This is a genomic window from Nonomuraea sp. SYSU D8015 (genome assembly GCF_008065375.1).
Lineage (GTDB): Bacteria > Actinomycetota > Actinomycetes > Streptosporangiales > Streptosporangiaceae > Nonomuraea.
On record NZ_VJYI01000001.1, the window covers coordinates 1,177,893 to 1,193,414 of the forward strand.

The 15,522-nt window shown below is 70.7% G+C and carries 22 protein-coding genes; 15 read left to right on the top strand and 7 right to left on the bottom strand.

Annotation, left to right across the window (positions count from 1 at the left end; translation table 11 throughout):
* The first annotated feature begins 11 nt into the window (after positions 1-11).
* A complete protein-coding gene (locus ID574_RS07570) occupies positions 12-629 on the top strand; it encodes an FMN reductase (RefSeq protein WP_188187964.1) in 618 nt (205 codons plus the stop codon).
* Between the two features lie 6 nt (positions 630-635).
* Here ID574_RS07570 and rodA read toward each other — a convergent pair whose 3' ends face one another.
* From rodA to ID574_RS07600, 6 genes are all read right to left on the bottom strand, one after another.
* Positions 636-1,772, bottom strand: coding sequence for a rod shape-determining protein RodA (rodA, locus tag ID574_RS07575; RefSeq protein WP_188187965.1), 1,137 nt, complete (start codon positions 1,770-1,772; stop codon positions 636-638).
* Positions 1,769-3,676: a penicillin-binding protein 2 gene (gene mrdA, locus ID574_RS07580; protein WP_188187966.1), complete on the bottom strand. Its 1,908-nt coding sequence runs from the start codon at positions 3,674-3,676 to the stop codon at positions 1,769-1,771. Before mrdA ends, rodA begins: the two co-directional genes overlap by 4 nt.
* Positions 3,669-4,178 carry a hypothetical protein gene (locus ID574_RS07585; protein ID WP_188187967.1) on the bottom strand — a complete coding sequence of 170 codons (510 nt, stop codon included), beginning with the start codon at positions 4,176-4,178 and terminating at the stop codon, positions 3,669-3,671. Before ID574_RS07585 ends, mrdA begins: the two co-directional genes overlap by 8 nt.
* 3 nt (positions 4,179-4,181) lie before the next feature.
* Positions 4,182-4,940, bottom strand: a complete 759-nt coding sequence (gene mreC, locus ID574_RS07590; protein WP_188187968.1) for a rod shape-determining protein MreC — start codon at positions 4,938-4,940, stop codon at positions 4,182-4,184.
* Positions 4,937-6,163: a rod shape-determining protein gene (locus tag ID574_RS07595; protein WP_188187969.1), complete on the bottom strand. Its 1,227-nt coding sequence runs from the start codon at positions 6,161-6,163 to the stop codon at positions 4,937-4,939. The genes mreC and ID574_RS07595 overlap by 4 nt, the downstream gene beginning before the upstream one ends.
* 668 nt (positions 6,164-6,831) lie before the next feature.
* Complete coding sequence (locus ID574_RS07600; RefSeq protein ID WP_188187970.1) at positions 6,832-7,284, bottom strand: helix-turn-helix domain-containing protein; 453 nt, start codon at positions 7,282-7,284, stop codon at positions 6,832-6,834.
* A gap of 249 nt (positions 7,285-7,533) precedes the next feature.
* Here ID574_RS07600 and ID574_RS07605 point away from each other — a divergent pair, with 249 nt between their 5' ends.
* The 11 genes from ID574_RS07605 (at position 7,534) to ID574_RS07655 (ending at position 13,270) form a co-directional block, all read left to right on the top strand.
* The gene (locus tag ID574_RS07605; protein WP_188187971.1) at positions 7,534-7,839 is read left to right on the top strand and encodes a hypothetical protein; all 306 of its coding nucleotides are present in this window, start codon (positions 7,534-7,536) and stop codon (positions 7,837-7,839) included.
* Positions 7,836-8,072: a helix-turn-helix domain-containing protein gene (locus ID574_RS07610; RefSeq protein ID WP_188187972.1), complete on the top strand. Its 237-nt coding sequence runs from the start codon at positions 7,836-7,838 to the stop codon at positions 8,070-8,072. The genes ID574_RS07605 and ID574_RS07610 overlap by 4 nt, the downstream gene beginning before the upstream one ends.
* 82 nt (positions 8,073-8,154) lie before the next feature.
* Positions 8,155-9,306 carry a hypothetical protein gene (locus ID574_RS07615; protein WP_188187973.1) on the top strand — a complete coding sequence of 384 codons (1,152 nt, stop codon included), beginning with the start codon at positions 8,155-8,157 and terminating at the stop codon, positions 9,304-9,306.
* Positions 9,303-9,593, top strand: coding sequence for a hypothetical protein (locus tag ID574_RS07620; RefSeq protein ID WP_188187974.1), 291 nt, complete (start codon positions 9,303-9,305; stop codon positions 9,591-9,593). The genes ID574_RS07615 and ID574_RS07620 overlap by 4 nt, the downstream gene beginning before the upstream one ends.
* Positions 9,590-9,991 carry a hypothetical protein gene (locus tag ID574_RS07625; RefSeq protein WP_188187975.1) on the top strand — a complete coding sequence of 134 codons (402 nt, stop codon included), beginning with the start codon at positions 9,590-9,592 and terminating at the stop codon, positions 9,989-9,991. Before ID574_RS07620 ends, ID574_RS07625 begins: the two co-directional genes overlap by 4 nt.
* A 95-nt stretch (positions 9,992-10,086) precedes the next feature.
* Positions 10,087-10,278 carry a hypothetical protein gene (locus ID574_RS07630; protein WP_188187976.1) on the top strand — a complete coding sequence of 64 codons (192 nt, stop codon included), beginning with the start codon at positions 10,087-10,089 and terminating at the stop codon, positions 10,276-10,278.
* Complete coding sequence (locus ID574_RS07635) at positions 10,278-10,451, top strand: hypothetical protein (protein WP_188187977.1); 174 nt, start codon at positions 10,278-10,280, stop codon at positions 10,449-10,451. Before ID574_RS07630 ends, ID574_RS07635 begins: the two co-directional genes overlap by 1 nt.
* The gene (locus ID574_RS07640) at positions 10,451-10,954 is read left to right on the top strand and encodes a hypothetical protein (protein WP_188187978.1); all 504 of its coding nucleotides are present in this window, start codon (positions 10,451-10,453) and stop codon (positions 10,952-10,954) included. Before ID574_RS07635 ends, ID574_RS07640 begins: the two co-directional genes overlap by 1 nt.
* Positions 10,951-11,502, top strand: a complete 552-nt coding sequence (locus ID574_RS07645; RefSeq protein ID WP_188187979.1) for a hypothetical protein — start codon at positions 10,951-10,953, stop codon at positions 11,500-11,502. Before ID574_RS07640 ends, ID574_RS07645 begins: the two co-directional genes overlap by 4 nt.
* The gene (locus ID574_RS07650; protein ID WP_223166456.1) at positions 11,499-12,368 is read left to right on the top strand and encodes a PD-(D/E)XK nuclease-like domain-containing protein; all 870 of its coding nucleotides are present in this window, start codon (positions 11,499-11,501) and stop codon (positions 12,366-12,368) included. Before ID574_RS07645 ends, ID574_RS07650 begins: the two co-directional genes overlap by 4 nt.
* The gene (locus ID574_RS07655) at positions 12,365-13,270 is read left to right on the top strand and encodes a hypothetical protein (protein ID WP_188187980.1); all 906 of its coding nucleotides are present in this window, start codon (positions 12,365-12,367) and stop codon (positions 13,268-13,270) included. Before ID574_RS07650 ends, ID574_RS07655 begins: the two co-directional genes overlap by 4 nt.
* Positions 13,271-13,388: 118 nt before the next feature.
* On the opposite strand, the gene ID574_RS07660 is transcribed toward ID574_RS07655, so the two are convergent.
* Positions 13,389-13,553 carry a hypothetical protein gene (locus ID574_RS07660; RefSeq protein ID WP_188187981.1) on the bottom strand — a complete coding sequence of 55 codons (165 nt, stop codon included), beginning with the start codon at positions 13,551-13,553 and terminating at the stop codon, positions 13,389-13,391.
* 11 nt (positions 13,554-13,564) lie between these two features.
* Between ID574_RS07660 and ID574_RS07665 the strand changes: the two genes are divergently transcribed.
* The 3 genes from ID574_RS07665 to ID574_RS07675 are packed head-to-tail and all read left to right on the top strand — an operon-like array spanning position 13,565 to position 15,494.
* On the top strand, positions 13,565-14,131 hold the full coding sequence (locus ID574_RS07665; RefSeq protein WP_188187982.1) for a hypothetical protein: 567 nt from the start codon (positions 13,565-13,567) through the stop codon (positions 14,129-14,131).
* The gene (locus ID574_RS07670) at positions 14,128-14,979 is read left to right on the top strand and encodes an exonuclease domain-containing protein (RefSeq protein WP_188187983.1); all 852 of its coding nucleotides are present in this window, start codon (positions 14,128-14,130) and stop codon (positions 14,977-14,979) included. Before ID574_RS07665 ends, ID574_RS07670 begins: the two co-directional genes overlap by 4 nt.
* Complete coding sequence (locus tag ID574_RS07675) at positions 14,976-15,494, top strand: hypothetical protein (protein ID WP_188187984.1); 519 nt, start codon at positions 14,976-14,978, stop codon at positions 15,492-15,494. Before ID574_RS07670 ends, ID574_RS07675 begins: the two co-directional genes overlap by 4 nt.
* The last annotated feature ends 28 nt before the right edge of the window (positions 15,495-15,522 follow it).

Here is a 15,522-nt window from a genome sequence, read left to right on the forward strand (position 1 = left end):
AAGGAGAACCCATGAAGCTCGTCGTCATCACGGCGGGACTGACTCAGCCGTCCTCGACCCGCCTGCTCGCCGACCGCCTCGCCGAGGCGGTGGGGCGGCGGCTGTCCGAGGCCGGGAAGCCTCGGGTGATCGAGCTGCGTGAGCTGGCCGTGGACATCGCGAACGTCTTCGTGACCGGTTTCCCGAACGGCAGGCTGCGCGAGGTGATCGAGGCGGTCACGGAGGCCGACGGGCTCATCGTGGTCACGCCGATCTTCAGCGGCTCCTACAGCGGGCTGTTCAAGTCGTTCTTCGACGTGCTCGACAACACCGCGCTGGCGGGCAAGCCCGTGCTGGTCGCGGCCACCGGCGGGACCGCCCGCCACTCGCTGGCGCTGGAGCACGCGCTGCGGCCGTTGTTCGCGTACCTGCGGGCCGTCGTCGTCCCGACCGCCGTCTACGCGGCGACGGAGGACTGGGGCGGCGCGCAGGATCCCTTCACCGACGGGCTCGGCGAGCGCATCGAACGCGCCGCCGAGGAGCTGGCCGACCTGCTCCTGCGCCGCGCGCCCCAGGCCCGGACGGCGCGGGAGGAGGACGAGGTCGTGCCGTTCGAGCAGCAGCTCGCGGCCCTCCGCCCGCCGCACTGACCGCTGCTACGGCTGCATGGCCTTGGTCCGGTGCACGGCCTGGAGGAGCCCGATCGCGAGCAGGCCGGCGACCGTGGCCGAGCCGCCGTACGAGACGAACGGCAGCGGCACGCCCACGATCGGCATGAGCCCCACCGTCATGCCCACGTTCAGGAACGTCTGGAACGCCATCCACGACACCAGGCCCCCGGCCAGCACGGTCCCGTACGGGGATGCGCTGTGCCGCGCGATCGACAGCCCGCGCCACAGCAGCGCCCCCATGGCCAGCACGATGGCCGCGGCCCCGGCGAAGCCGAGCTCCTCGCCCGCGACGGTGAAGATGAAGTCCGTGTGCTGCTCCGGCACGAAATGCCCGGCCGTCTGCTCGCCGTTGAACAGGCCCTTGCCCGTGAGGCCGCCGGAGCCTATCGCGATGCGGGCCTGAGCGGCGTTGTACCCGACGCCGCCCGGGTCGGCCGCCGGGTTGGCCAGCACGAGCAGCCGCTCCAGCTGGTACGGCCGCACCAGCCCGAGCTTCCACGCCGCCACGGCCGCGCCCGCCGCGCCCACGACGAGCACCAGCAGCCACCGCTTGGGCGCGCCGGACACCAGCAGCGCCCCCGTCACCATGGCCGCGAACACCAGCATCGTCCCGAGATCCGGCTGCAGCGCGATCAGCCCGATCGGCACCGCCGCCAGCATCAGCGCCAGCACCACCCCGCCGAACCCCGGCCGCCGCTGCCCGTCGCGCAGCTCGCCCAGCGGCACCGCGAACGCCAGCGCGAGCGCCACCTTGGCGAACTCCGACGGCTGGAACTGCACCCCGGGCGCCAGCACGATCCACGAGTGCGCCCCGTTCACCCGCACCCCCAGCGGGCTCAGCACCGCGGCCAGCGAGATCAGCGCCAGCACGTACGCCACAGGCACGTACGCCCGCAGCACCCGCAGGTCGCACCGCGACACGAACCACATCAGGACCAGCCCGATGCCGACGGCCACCGCCTGACGGACGAGCAGAGCGTAGTCGCCCCCCAGGCGCGTGGCCGACCACACCAGCAGCAGCCCCGTCACGGACAGGGCCAGCGCGAGCAGCGTCAGCGTCCAGTCGGGCGAGGCCAGCGTGGGCGCCCACACGACCCGCCGCCTCCCGGTGACCGCGATCACCGCCGCTCCTGTGTGGGATGGTCGCGTGTGCTACCGCTCTCGGGCCTGACCGTCCGCTCCTCTGTCAGCTCGATGATGCCCTCCCAGATGTCCCGGGCCGCCGGCGCCGCGCCCTCCGCGCCCCGGCCGCCCTCCGACAGCACGACGACCACGGTGTAGGCCGGATCCGGGGCGAACGAGGCGAACCAGGAGGTGTCCCGCCGCCCGAACGACTCCGCCGTCCCCGTCTTCCCGGCCACCGCGACCTTGCCGAACGGGAACCCCTTGAACGCGCCCTCGGCCGTGCCCTTCCTCGGCACCTGGCTCAGCGCGTTCCGGATGAACCGCAGCGTCTCGGCCGAGGCGGGCAGCTTCCCCGCCACCGGCGGGGTGATCGCCCTGACGGTGGTCCCGTCGGGCCGGACGATCTTCTGCCCGACGCGCGGGCTGTGCAGCGTCCCGCCGTTGGCGATGGCCGCGTACGCGCGGGCCAGCTGCAGCGGCGTCACCAGCACGCCGCCCTGCCCGATGGAGAAGTTGGCCGCGTCGCCGCCCCGCCACACGCCGCCCCCGCGGCAGTTCTCCTTGGCGATCGCGGTCAGGTACGCCGCCCGCCCCCGGTCGGCCATCTCCGGGTAGCCCTTGACGGCACGGCGGCAGCTCTCCTTGCGCGTGGCCTGCCAGTACGCCTTCTTCGACGCGGCGTCTGGCACCGCCCCGGCCGCCTCGCCCGGCAGATCCACCCCGGTCGGCTTTCCGAAGCCGAACCCGCGGGCGGTCTTCTCCATCGTCTGCGAGCCGCGCTCCCACAGCTCGTCGGCGAGCCGATAGAAGATCGTGTCGCACGACTCCACCAGCGCCCCGTGCATGGTCATGATCCCGAGGTCGGCGCTGCCGAAGTTCCTGAACACCCGGTTGCCCACCATGTAGCCGCTCGGACAGTCGTAGAAGGCGCCGAGCCCGTACCCGGCGGCCGCGGCCGCCGCCACCGAGCTCACCTTCCAGGTGGAGCCGGGCGCCCACTCGCCCTGCACGGGCTGCGACAGCAGTGGCAGCCGCTTGTACTCGCGGGCCGTCACGCCGTCGGTCCACACGGCCGGGTCATAGGCGGGCAGCCCCGCCAGGGCGACCAGCCGCCCGGTCCCGGACTCCATGACCACGGCCGCCCCCGACTCGGCGCCGCTGGAGGCCACCGCCCGGCCGAGCGCCTGCTCGGTGAGGCTCTGGATGCGGGAGTCGATGCTGGTCACGAGCGTGTTCCCGGGGACGGGCGGGTCCTGGCGGAGCGTCCTGGTGACCTGGCCGGTGTTGTCCACCGCCACGTCGCGCCGGCCGGGTCGCCCGGCCAGCTCGCGGTCGTACACGCCTTCGAGCCCGTCGCGGCCCTTCGCGCCCTGCACGTACCCGAGCGTGTGCGCCGCCGCCGACCCCAGCGGGTAGACCCGCACCGGGCGCAGCTCCGTGCGTACGCCGGGGAAGTCCTGCTGCCGCTCGCTGATCTGCAGCGCCACCGGCGGCGTGACGTCCTCGGCGACGGGGATCGGCTCGTACGGCGACCCCTGCCAGCACGGCTGCGGCACCTCCGGCCCGCAGAGCCGGACCTTCTCCGCGATCTGCTGGTACGGCTGCTTCAGCACCCCGCCCAGGCGCTCCAGCACCGCCCGCCCTGCGTCCGGCTGATGGGCCAGCGCCACGGCGTCCACGGTGACCACGGGCCTGGTCCGGTTCGTCACCAGCGGCCGCCCGGCCACGTCGAGGATCTGGCCTCGGACGGGCGGCACCGGCACGGTCCTGATCCGCACGTCCGCCGCCGCCTGCACGTACTGGGCGCCGCTGACCACCTGCAGGAACCACAGCCGCCCGAGCAGCGTGGCCACCATCGCCACGACGACCAGCCGCAGGACGAACAACCTGGCCTTAGACACGCCGCATCGCCACCCTCGGCTCGGCGACCGCGGCGGAGCGCCGGCGGCGCAGCAGCACGGCGCTCACCGGCGTCCCGTGCGCCACCGTCCAGCCCAGCGTCCACGGCAGCGCCGCGACCACCGCCTGCCAGGGCTCGTCGCCGAGGGCCACGGCCGCGCCCGCCTGCAGCAGGACGGCGAGCGCGGCGGCCACGGCGCCGACCAGCCAGGGCCTGCCCTCGCGCCACCGGCCCTCCGGCAGCTGCCTGCCCTGCAGGCCTCCGGCCAGCAGGCCCGTCACGGCCAGCACCAGCGCCGTGCGGCCCACCGTGCCGTCGGCGGGCGGCGTCACGTCCGCGATCAGCCCGCCGGCCAGCCCGGCCACGCAGCCCCAGACCGGCCCCCTGGACTGCGCCAGCCACACCACGGCCAGCGCCACCAGATCGGGCCCGCCCCACGGCGACCTGTTCACCAGCAGCACCTGCAACAGCGGCGCCGCGAGCAGCACCAGCACCAGGCCCACGGCTCACCTCCCGGGCTCGGGCACGACCACCGCGACGAGGTCGAGTGCGGACAGCCGGGCGGCGGGCCGCACCAGCGCCGTGCGCGTGGCCGCGCCCGGCACGCTCTCGATCCGCTCCACCGCGCCGATGGGCAGACCGGCCACGTACGGCCGCCCGCCCGCCGAGCCCAGCGTCACCACCTCGTCGCCGACCCGGAGCGGCGCGTTCGGGTCGAACAGGCTCAGCCGCAGCCGGCCCTCGCCCGGCAGCCCCGTCACCACGCCCAGCTCGCCCGAGTCCGCCATGCGGGCGCCCACCGAGGAGCCGGGATCGGTGATCAGCGACACGGACGCGGTGGCCGGGCCCGCCCAGGTGACCTTGCCGACGAGGCCGTCGGCGTTGAACACCGTCACGTCCCGCACGACGCCCGCCGCCGACCCGGCGTCGATGGTCACCTTCTGGCCCTGCCCGAACCCGACCACGTGCGCGGCCACGCCCTGCAGCCGCGCCGTCGCCTGGCTCTTGCCTCCGGTGGACCGCAGGTCGGACCGGAGCCGGAGGTTCTCCTGCTCCAGGGCCCGCAGCCGGGCGTTCTCCTGCTCCAGGGCCCGCAGGCGGGCCTCGCCACCGACCGACCGGGTGACCGAGCCGATCGCGCTCTGGACCGTCCCGTACACCGTCGAGCCCGCCGACCGCAGCGGCGTCAGGGGCATGAGCGTACGGTCGACCGCCACGAGGGCCACACCGGCGAGGAGGACGAGCAGGACGATCGTCCGCTTCACCGCCTGGACCAATCGGGCAGCAGGACGTCACGCATCGCCTGGAAGCGCTCGACGCAGCGGCCCGCGCCCAGCGCCACGGAGTACAGCGGCTTGTCCACGACCCTGATCGGCATGCCGGTGGCCTGGCCCATGCGCTCGGCCAGGCCGCGCAGCAGCGCTCCGCCGCCGGTCAGCACGATGCCGTTGTCCAGCAGGTCGCCGGCCAGCTCGGCCGGGCACTGGTCGAGCGTCGTCTGGACGGAGTCGATGATGGTCTGCACCTGGTCCTCGATGGCCTCGCTGATCTCCTCCGACGTGATCGTCGCCGTCTTCGGCAGCCCGCTGACCAGGTCGCGGCCGCGTACCGGGGCGCTGGCGTCCGGGGCGATCGGCCGCGGCGCCCCCGGCGGCGGCGCGGCGTCCTGCTTGACCCTGGACCGGAACGGGTTCCACCGGCGGGGGGCGGGCGGCGGCTCCGGCTCCTCCTCGTCCACCACGATGGGCGGCAGGGAGTCCCCGTTGGCGGGGACGCCCACACGGTGCCGGCCGCGCGGGGCGATCTCGGCGTCCCGCGTGGGTGCGGGCCGCACCATGCCCAGATCGATCTTCAGCCGCTCGGCCGTACGGTCGCCGAGCAGCAGCGCGTGCTCTTTCTTGGCGTACGTGATGATGGCCTCGTCCAGCTCGTCGCCGCCCACGCGCAGCGACTTGGCGACGACGACGCCGCTCATGGAGACGATGGCGACCTCGGTGGTGCCGCCGCCGATGTCGACCACCATGTTGCCGGTGGCCTCGCCGACCTTCAGCCCGGCGCCGATCGCCGCGGCCATCGGCTCCTCGATGATGTGCACCCGGCGCGCGCCCGCCTCGTAGGCGGCCTCCTTGACCGCCCGCTGCTCGATGGAGGTGGTGCCGCTCGGCACCGCCACCACGATGCGGGGCTTGGCCAGGAACCTGCTGGGGTGCGCCTTCTGGATGAACATGCGCAGCATCCGCTCCGCCGCGTCCAGGTCCGCGATCACGCCGTCCTTGAGCGGCCTGATCGTGGCGATGTGCGGGGGAGTGCGACCCACCATGCGCTTGGCCGCCTTGCCGACGGCCACGACGGTGTTCTTGTGGAGGTTGATCGCGATGACGGAGGGCTCGTTGAGCACGATGCCCTTCCTGCGGACGTAGACGAGCGTGTTCGCGGTGCCTAAGTCGACCGCTATGTCATGACCGAGAAGACCCAATGCGAATGCCATGTGCGGCACAGCCCTTTCGACCCGGGATGGGCAGGGGGACGCTGCCCGCACTCGCGGCTGCCCTCAGCGGTTTCGCCACAAACGCGATATCTCTGTAGCCGCCGCCGTCGCCGCAGCTCAGCCCCATGCCCGTGAGCCCTGCCGCCGAGCCGCCACAGTGCGCGGCCGGAGTCTCGAGAAGCAGGCCGATTGGAGGCGCCGCCACGTGCCGCATGCCCGCGCAGCCGCTCACCGCCACGGATCATCCGCCCCCTAGGCGCCCGCAGGGCCGCGTCGGCCTTGGACGGCCCGCTGCCACCGGACAGCGGGGGAGCAGGACGCGACCGCCATGAGCCGCACCTGCCCTCTGACGAGCAGGGGCGTCGTCAGGCAGTCGGTCAGGCAGAAAGATCAAGGGCCACACCCCGTGTCAGGGATGTGGCCCTTGAGCTCGGTGGGCGATACTGGGATCGAACCAGTGACCTCTTCGGTGTGAACGAAGGAAGACATACAGGTCAGCATAGGCGACCTGTGCCCTGACCAGCGTCAACTGTCGGCCAGTGTCGGCGTGTGTCGCCTAGTGTCGGCCGCTTGTGACGCACAGCTGACGCACGAACTGATCCTTTAGGCGGGTTACGGAGCGTAAATCGCCTGGCCGCGGCGTCTCGGAATCCGCGGCCGGCATCGCGTCACGAGGGGCGGCGGAGTTGCCGCACCTCTGCGGACGGACGTTCCTCTGGCGCGTTCTCCTCGGCGCGGATGGTGCGGAGGAGCCGAAGGAACATCCTCTTGTCTTCGTCGCTCATCCCGGGGATCGCCCAGATGTGACGCTCTTGCGGATCCGTGTACGGGTTGTCCGACGTTGCCTGCAGCTCGTCGGGAGGCCGGGGCGGCAGCTCGTCGCGCTCAGCCATCCCTGCGTGGAGAAGCATCTCCCCCAGGTTGTAGCCGAGCGCTTTGCCGATCCGGCGTAGAACGTCCACCTCTGCACCGCGGTCCTCGGACAGGATCCGGTTGATCATTGAGGCGTGAACGTCCGCTTCGCGCGCAAACTTCGACTGGCCACCTCTTTCGAGGTTGTAGCCGCGTTTGGTGAGCTCTGCGTTCAACCACACGCCGAGCCGACCAGGAGTTTTGCCCACGGGCACAGATGATACCCCGTTGATCACGCGCCGCAATATGGGCAGTTGGGGCACCACATCCTGACCGGCCGGGTTTACCCACGTGAAGCCCGAGGTCTTGACTCCAAAAAATCATGACGCGCGGGTATTGCTATGCCGTTCGGCACAGCGCTACATTGAGGGCGCTTCGGTGTGCCGAACGGCACAGAACTCGCTCCCGAACCACGCCGAATGGCACAGAAATTGATTCTGGATCACCTGGAGGACCGCATGGCGCAGCACCGCGTGAGACTGCGCGCCGACGCCGTCAGAACCCGCATGAACGCCCTCGGCTACGACTCCGAGAGCGCCCAAGCCCGCGCCATCGGCGTCGTCCCATCCATCCACCACCGCGCGCTCAAGGGCGACCGCGAACCCAGCGCCTTCTACGCGCTGCGACTGCTCGGCCTGCTCGCCCCCAACCTCCGCGAAGAGATCGAAACCTTCCTCGACCTCGACCTCGACTTTGTCCTCGACCTCGGCACGGTCGAGGTTGAGGTCACCCAACTCAGCGAACCCGAAGCGGTGGCGTCATGACCGCCAAGAACGGCCGCCAGCCGGCCACCGAGCGCAAGACGCTCCTGCTCACCATCCCCGAAACCGCAGAAGAACTCCGCGTGCACCGCGACACCGTCTACACCTACATCGCCGACGGCCTGCTCAACCCGGTCGACCTGGCCCGCCCCGGCAGCAAGGTCACCTGCCTCCGTGTGCCGCTGGACGAACTCAAGGCGTTCATCGCCAGCCGCCCCCGCGTGCACGCCCCTTAGACAGCCGCAAGGCCCGGCCGAGCCACCGACCGAGCCTCACGAACCGACCCGCCATCCCTACTGCAGCAAGGGACCACAAGCCATGACAACCACTACCACACATGCCCCCGACAGGCAGCAGCACACGGTCACGACGGCAGGCTTACTGACCGCGTGTGACGTGCTCGCCATCGAAAAGGCGATCGTCAACGTCGCCTACTACGGCATCACCCCGGACGCCGCCGACCGGCAGGCCCTCGCGGTCGCCACCTACTGGCCCGGCTGCAAGATGCTCGCCCGGCTGGTTATCCGGCGCATCTTCGATGGTTACCCGCTGCCCCTCAACCAGCGCTGCACGCAGGTGCTGCTCGACCTCATCCACCGACTGCCCGCCGTATCCGAGGCCGACGAGGACGCGTTCTTCGCCACCCACACCGTCGCCGGCGTCACCAAGCCCGCAGACCCCGAGTCGACGCCGGAGAGCATGCTCACCCCGCACGACGTGCTCGACATCACCGCCGCGCTGCGAAACGTCACCGCCGCCGACTGCACCAGCCTCACCCCGCAGGACCGGCAGGCTCTCGCGCTCCTCACCTACTGGGACAAGACGCCGCCCGCCACCCGGATCTTCATCTCGTGGCTGGCCGACCCGACCCGGGTCGACGTCACCCTGCCGCTGCCCCGCGACACGGCCGCCCACCTGCTCACCCTGACCGATCTCCTGCCGGAAGTGTCCGAGGAGGACGTCGACGCCTGGCTGGCCGACCGCGACACCGAGACGCCGTGCGTCATCGACCAGATCATCACCGCCCTCGCCTCCATGATCGCCATGCACGTCGGCGAGCCGGGCGCGCACCTGCTCAACGGCGCGATACAGACGGTCATCCGCATCGGCAAGCCGGACGTGCCGTTGTCCGAGGTGCCGGACGTCGCCTCTGCGGAGATCGTGACCGCGATCGCCGATCTGGATGCTGATGGACTCCTGCCGGAGCCGCAGCCGGACCCGGCCCTATGGGCGCTCGCCGCCCACAACGCCGACTACGGCAACTCAGGATCCCAACGGACCATGCTGATCGCCGCCATCCTCGCCGCGAACGGGCACGCGACCGGCGACGACGCCGTCGAGCTGGCACGCACCAACAGCTTCGACGAGCGGGTCCGCGAGGCCGGGCGGATCGCCGACGACATGGTGAAGCAGATCCGCCGCAACAAGCTGACCGCCATCGACGACGCCCCCACGGCGGTGGCGCTGTGACGACACTTAGCGAGCCACGAGAAGTCCGCTACCTCGGCGCTGACTGGGACGCAGAGGCGCACATCGAGGACGTCGTGAACCCCGAGCGGATCTACACCGGACTCTGTGGGCTGGGGCTGAATCAGAGGAACCGCCTGGTCGCGCCGCGCGGACGATCCCTGTGCAGACTGTGCGGCGAGATCGCCGACGATGAGTTCTACGACCGAGCCGAGATCAGAAGGTTCTACCCCTCGTACAACGGCATCGGGTGGACGGGTAACGAGCAGCCTGCGGCGGTGGCGCTGTGACAACCTACCGCCTCGACCCGGATGGGCCGCACGACGACGACAGCATCCGACACGCCGCCCAAGCCTTCGCCGAAGCCGTCCGCGTCCTCAACCACGCCACCCGCAACCCGGACGCGCTCAAACACCCGGCCACCGTGCACGACGTGCTCGGCAGCCTCCGCGACGGCATGCAGCGCGCAGACCAGATGTTCGGCCAGCTCAGCAACCGGCTCACCCAGATGGCCTATACCGGCCGGCTGCGCCACACCCACGAGGACCCGTCCCGCGCCGTCAACGAGGCGCTACGCCAGATCGAACTCCTGCGCACCGACGCCGCCGTGATGGGCGAACGCCTCGACCGGGCGTTCAACGCCACCTCCGGCCTCTACCTCAGCTCCGACGACCAGGGCGGTGAGTGATGGCCAGGACGCCTACTCGGCTCAACCGAGCGCACATCCGACGCCACTGCGAGCGTGCCATCGCCCGGCGTCTCGGCTACGCAATGCCCGAGGCTGTGATCAACGTCTACGGGCAGGGCGACCACATCATCGTCCTCGTCAACAGCGGCGGCAACGCCCTGGAAATCGAGACGTACCTGAAGGAACGCGGCTACACCGCACAGCAGGCTGGCAGCGCACCTGACGGATACGGCTGCGCGGTCCGCGTCGGCACTCAGCCTGACAGTGCGACAGGCGGTGACCGCTGATGGCCACCCGCCCCCGCACCACCTGCCCCATCTGCACCCGCGACGTCGTCCAGCGCAAGGACGGCACCCCGGTCGCGCACTATCCGCCTCCCGGACGGCCCGAACTCACCTGCGGTGGTCGCGGATTCGGCGCTCACTGCCGAGGCAGCCACCCCGAGGGCGGTGACCGCTGATGGAGACCGTCGCCGACGTCCTGCGCACCGCCGCCAGCCTGGTTGAAACCCGGAAGGCCGTCACCGTGCACGGGGCCCTCTACCTCGCCCTCTGCGGCCCGCAGGACTTCAAGCCCGGCCAGCCGCTCCGCGTGCCGCTGTTCGCCGAGGCGTGCCGGACCTTCGCCGCCAGGGTCGGATACACCGGCCGCCGCCACCCTGGCGGGTTCCTCACCCGCTGGTCCGCCCGCCACAACGCAGACGCGATCGTGTCTGAACTTCGCGCGGCAGCCGACGCGGCGGCCGAAGCCGAAGCTGACGAGCTGGACTCGGTCAGCGTCCGCGACGCGGTGCGGGTCATCGCCCAGCAACTCGACATCCGCGACGTCGAGGCTGTCGCCCTGCTGATCGTCAGCGGCATCCCCGCCTTCCGGACAGACGGGCGGGCGCGGCTGCACCGCGGCGACGTCATCGCCTACGCCCACCACCTCGCCGCCACAGCCAGCAAGGACGGTGCCCGATGACCGAGATCAACCCCGGCGACACCGTAGACGTCGTCATCAGAGGCGTCCAGTTCGCCTACGAGCGCACCATCGACCATCGCGCAGGACTCACCTCTATCCGCGCCGACGACGGCCGCCGCTACACCATGCCCGCCCAGGCCGCCATCACGCCTCACAAGCAGCCGGAGCCGGACGCCACCGCCCCTGCTCTCGACTCCACCGAGCCCATCGCCAAGGCGCTCGCATTGCTCGACGCATGGGAGCTGGAGGGCTACATCGAGCCGTACGTCGCCGCCGGCGTGCGCAAGGCCCTCGGTCTGCCGCCCCGTCACTGGCCGCCGCAGCCCGGCGACGTGTGGGACGACGGCATGCCGTGGGACTCGCTGTGGTTCGCCCGCGCGTACCCCGAAGAGGGGGAGAACGACGCTTGGCCCACCCGCACCTACGTGGTCATGACCAACGTGAGGGGCGGCGGCAACACGAAATCGCCGCAGGAACTGCTCGAGTCAGTCCGTAGCTCCCGCGACGACCTCACGCTGCTCTACCGCCGCAAGGACGGCGCCCAGTGACCGCCATCTCAGAGACCGCCGCCATCATCGACGGGCCCGGCGTCTACGACATCCCCGAAGACGCCTACCACGCCGACCCCGTCCCCGGATGCAGCCTCTCCTCCTCCGGCGCCAGGCTGATCATGCAGCCCGGCGGGCCCGCCCGCTACCACTGGCAGCAAACCCACCCCCAGCCGCCGAAGAAAGCGTTCGACCTCGGCCACGCCGCACACAAGCTCGTGCTCGGCGCCGGCCCCGAACTCGTGCGGATCCCCGCCGACGAATGGCGCACCAAAGAGATCAAAGAGCAGGTGGCCAGGGCCCGCGAACGCGGCGCAGTGCCGCTCAAACCCGCCGACTACCAGACCGTCCACGACATGGCCGACGCCATCCGCCGACACCCCATCGCCTCCGCCCTCTTCGACCCCGCGCTCGGCGAACCCGAGAAGACACTCATCTGGCAGGACGAGCAGGCCGGGATCTGGCGGCGCGCACGCCTCGACTGGCTCCCCCGCCCCGACGACGGCCGGCTCATCGTCGGCGACTACAAGACCACGACCGACGCCTCCCGGGCGGCAATCGCCAAATCGGTCGCCAACTACGGCTACCACTGCCAGCAGCCCTGGTACCTCGACGGCGTCACCGCGGTCGGCATCGACGACGACCCCGTCATGGTCTTCGTCTTCCAAGAGAAAACCGCCCCCTACCTGATCCAAATCGTCGAACTCGACCCCGACGACGTCCAGGCAGGCCGCGAAGCCAACCAGCGCGCCATCGACATCTACGCCCACTGCCAGGCCACCGGCATCTGGCCCGGATACAGCACCGAAATCGCCACCATCGCCCTGCCCCGCTGGGCCAACACCACCTTCGAGGAGATCCTGTGACCGAGCTCGCCATCCCCAACCGGCCCGCCACCTCCTCGCTGGTAGCAGTGGACCCGCAGCCGTCCCCGCTCATGGTGTGGGCCATGGAGGTCCAGCAGGCCAGCCAGATCGCCGAAGCGCTGGCCCAGACCTCGTTCGTCCCGGCCGCCATGCGTGGCAAACCGCACGAGATCACCGCAGCGATTCTCGCCGGCGCCGAACTGGGGCTGCCGCCCGTCGCGTCGCTCCGGTCCATGGACGTCATTCAGGGCACACCGGCGCTGCGCGCGCACGCCATGCGCGGCCTCGTCCAGTCGCACGGCCACACCGTGCAGCTCGTGGAGTCCACGAAGGACCGATGCGTGATGCGCGGCCGGCGTAAGGGCGAAACCGAGTGGCAGCAGGTGGAGTGGGACATTCCCCGTGCCGAACAGCTGGGCCTGACCGGCAAGTCGGAGTGGAAGAAGCAGCCGAAGACAATGCTGGTCGCCCGGGCCACCGGCGAAATCTGCCGTCTGATCGCGGCCGACGTGCTGTACGCGATGCCCTACGCGGCCGAAGAACTCGGCGACCCCGACCTCGCGCCGCCGCCCGCCAGCGACAGCCGGGTCACAGCCGAGGAGATCCTGCGCCGCCAGCAGCCGGCCCCACCCAACAGCGCCACCACCGAGCGGATGATCTCGGAGCCGCAGCAGAAGAAGATGGCCGCGCTCATGCGCACGGTCGGCCTCACCGACCGCGACTCGGCGCTGGCGTTCGTCAACGAGGTCCTCCAGCGCGGCGACGACAACCAGGTCACGTCCCGCAACGAGCTCACCCTCGACGAAGCGTCCAAGGTAATCGACGCGCTCGACCGAGAGGCCGGCAAGAACAACGAGACGGCCGACGGAGACGCTGGCCAGCAGGGTGAGGCGTCGTCATGAGCCGCGCCTACTACGACCGCACCGCGGCCGAATGGCGGACCGCCACCGAAGCCGCACGGGCCGCCTCGAGCGACTACATCACGCTGCCCGTCCGCCACCTCGCCCTGATCTTCCACGGTTACGAGCAGCACCAGCAGGAACGCGCCAACGCCCTCGCCTGGATCGCGCGCGCGCGCAGCAGGCCGGGCACCTCGACGAGGCGTGTGCCGCTTACGGCAGGCACGCCCTCGGCGACCTCACCGACGACCAACTCGCCGACCACCTCCGCGCCACCTCCCAGCACCAGGAGAGGTCATGAACGACACCGTCGATATGCAGCGGCAAGCCCGCGCCTGGTTCAGGCATCTCCACCAGGACACCACGTGGATTCCGAAGGTCGGCGGGCCGATCCTCATTCGCGACATGGACTCCACCTGGCGGTATAACGCCGCCAACTGGCTCCTCCGCCGCGCCTGCGAGCTCTCGATCATGTACAGCTTCGGCGAATTCGCCGCCCTGACCTCGCCGATCAGCGGCCCCGCCCTGCGTCAAGATTCCGACGGCACAGCCGAAGACGAACGCCCGCTCTACCTCGAGATGCCGCCCGAGGTCCTTGCTGACCTCCTCCAGCAGGATGCCCAGCGCGCCGAGAATCCTGAGTCGTGGCTGAAGACGACGCCGCTCTACCGGGCGCTCGTCAAGGACCTGCCCGGCGACGTCGCCGCCCTCGCGAAGCACTGGTCCACCTGCGATCTACGCACCGGCCAGGGGACGGTCTGCTCGTGCTGGATGCGGCACCTGTCTGAGTGCCCCGTCAACATGCTTCGCGACATCACCGCGAACTGCCAGTGCCGCGACAACTCGCCGGAGTGGACGATATGACGTTCTGGACCGGCCGGCTCGCCGCCCTAGATTTCGAGTCAACGGGCGTTGACCCGAACGAGGCGCGGATCGTCGAGGCGTACATCGGCCTCGTCGGAGGCGGCGAGAAGCCAGTCGACCGGCCGCCCCTCTATATCGACCCGGGCGTGCCTATGCCGGCTGAGGCGGCCGCCATCCACGGCTACGACGACGCTTTCCTCGCGGTCAACGGCGTTGAACCGGCGGAGGGGATCGGTCAGATCGTCGCCGCGGTCAAGTCGGTGTGGCAGCAGGGCATTCCGCTGGTCGGCCACAACATCGGCAACTATGACCTGACCCTTCTCGACAGAGAGATGGTGCGGCACGGGTTCGGCCCGCTCATCAACCTGATGGGCGGCTCGTACGGACCTGTCATCGACACCAAGACCTTGTCGAAGCACATCGACAAGTGGCGCCGCAAGGTCAGCGAGGAGCAGAAGGCCCACGCGCTCAAAACCTGCGCCCAGGTGTTCGGCATCCGGTGGGTGGATGAGGAGGCGCACGGCGCCCGCTACGACGCCATCATCTCCGCCCGGATCGCCTGGCGGATGGGCACCATCGCGGCACTCCCGCGCGAGCAACGCCCGTTCATCCAAGCCGGGCGCGGGGACGACCGGCACCTGTTCGACGACCTCAACGTGCCGCTCGACGAACTATTCGCCCGCCAGCAGCGCTGGGCGCGAGAGCAGGCCGCCTCCTACCAGGAATACCTGCGCTCCCCGAAAGCCGGAGACAAGCGCGACGAGAAGGCCGTCATCGACGGGAGCTGGCCAGTCCAGGCCGCCCCCACCACGGAAACCCAACCCGCCACGGAGGCGATCGCGTCATGACAATCGAGCACGTCCACGACACCGAACAGGCCGACGTCGCCGAGGTCGTCGAAGAAACCGACCTGATCGTGGCCATTCTCCGCGGCTACATGGTCCGCGAACGCAAGCACGCCGACCAGTACGCCAGCGAAGCATCCCGCGCCCGGGCCCGCGCCACCGACCTGGAGAAAAAGGCGATGGAGTGCCGCGACCGGCAGCGCCGCTGGGAGAGGCTCCTCAAATTGGACGCGGCCGGCGACGACCTGTTGGGCGAACTCGTCAACGACCGAGGCGACGCCCAGACGATGCTCGTGCCGCGGCCTCGCCAGAGATTCCCGCTGGCGCACTCCCGCGAGTGGGGCAACATCCCGCACCTGGCCTGCATCTTCTGCGGCGGCGACCTCGGCGAGGCCACCGCCGCCGACGTGGAGGCGGTGCTGGCCGGCGACGACGTGCAGCCGAAGTGTGACGACTGCAAGGCCGCCGCCGAGCGGGGCGGCAACCCGTACCCGGCGCCGCCGAAAGACGCCGCCTAACCCTTCCGTTCCTTGACCGCGCGCCCGC

Coding starts and splice junctions, on each gene's coding strand:
- ID574_RS07640 (WP_188187978.1), top strand. CDS start 10,451: ATGGAGACCGTCGCCGACGTCCTGCGCACCGCCGCCAGCCTGGTTGAA.
- ID574_RS07615 (WP_188187973.1), top strand. CDS start 8,155: ATGACAACCACTACCACACATGCCCCCGACAGGCAGCAGCACACGGTC.
- ID574_RS07645 (WP_188187979.1), top strand. CDS start 10,951: ATGACCGAGATCAACCCCGGCGACACCGTAGACGTCGTCATCAGAGGC.
- ID574_RS07605 (WP_188187971.1), top strand. CDS start 7,534: ATGGCGCAGCACCGCGTGAGACTGCGCGCCGACGCCGTCAGAACCCGC.
- ID574_RS07675 (WP_188187984.1), top strand. CDS start 14,976: ATGACAATCGAGCACGTCCACGACACCGAACAGGCCGACGTCGCCGAG.
- ID574_RS07595 (WP_188187969.1), bottom strand. CDS start 6,163: ATGGCATTCGCATTGGGTCTTCTCGGTCATGACATAGCGGTCGACTTA.
- ID574_RS07635 (WP_188187977.1), top strand. CDS start 10,278: ATGGCCACCCGCCCCCGCACCACCTGCCCCATCTGCACCCGCGACGTC.
- ID574_RS07670 (WP_188187983.1), top strand. CDS start 14,128: ATGACGTTCTGGACCGGCCGGCTCGCCGCCCTAGATTTCGAGTCAACG.
- ID574_RS07610 (WP_188187972.1), top strand. CDS start 7,836: ATGACCGCCAAGAACGGCCGCCAGCCGGCCACCGAGCGCAAGACGCTC.
- ID574_RS07570 (WP_188187964.1), top strand. CDS start 12: ATGAAGCTCGTCGTCATCACGGCGGGACTGACTCAGCCGTCCTCGACC.
- ID574_RS07665 (WP_188187982.1), top strand. CDS start 13,565: ATGAACGACACCGTCGATATGCAGCGGCAAGCCCGCGCCTGGTTCAGG.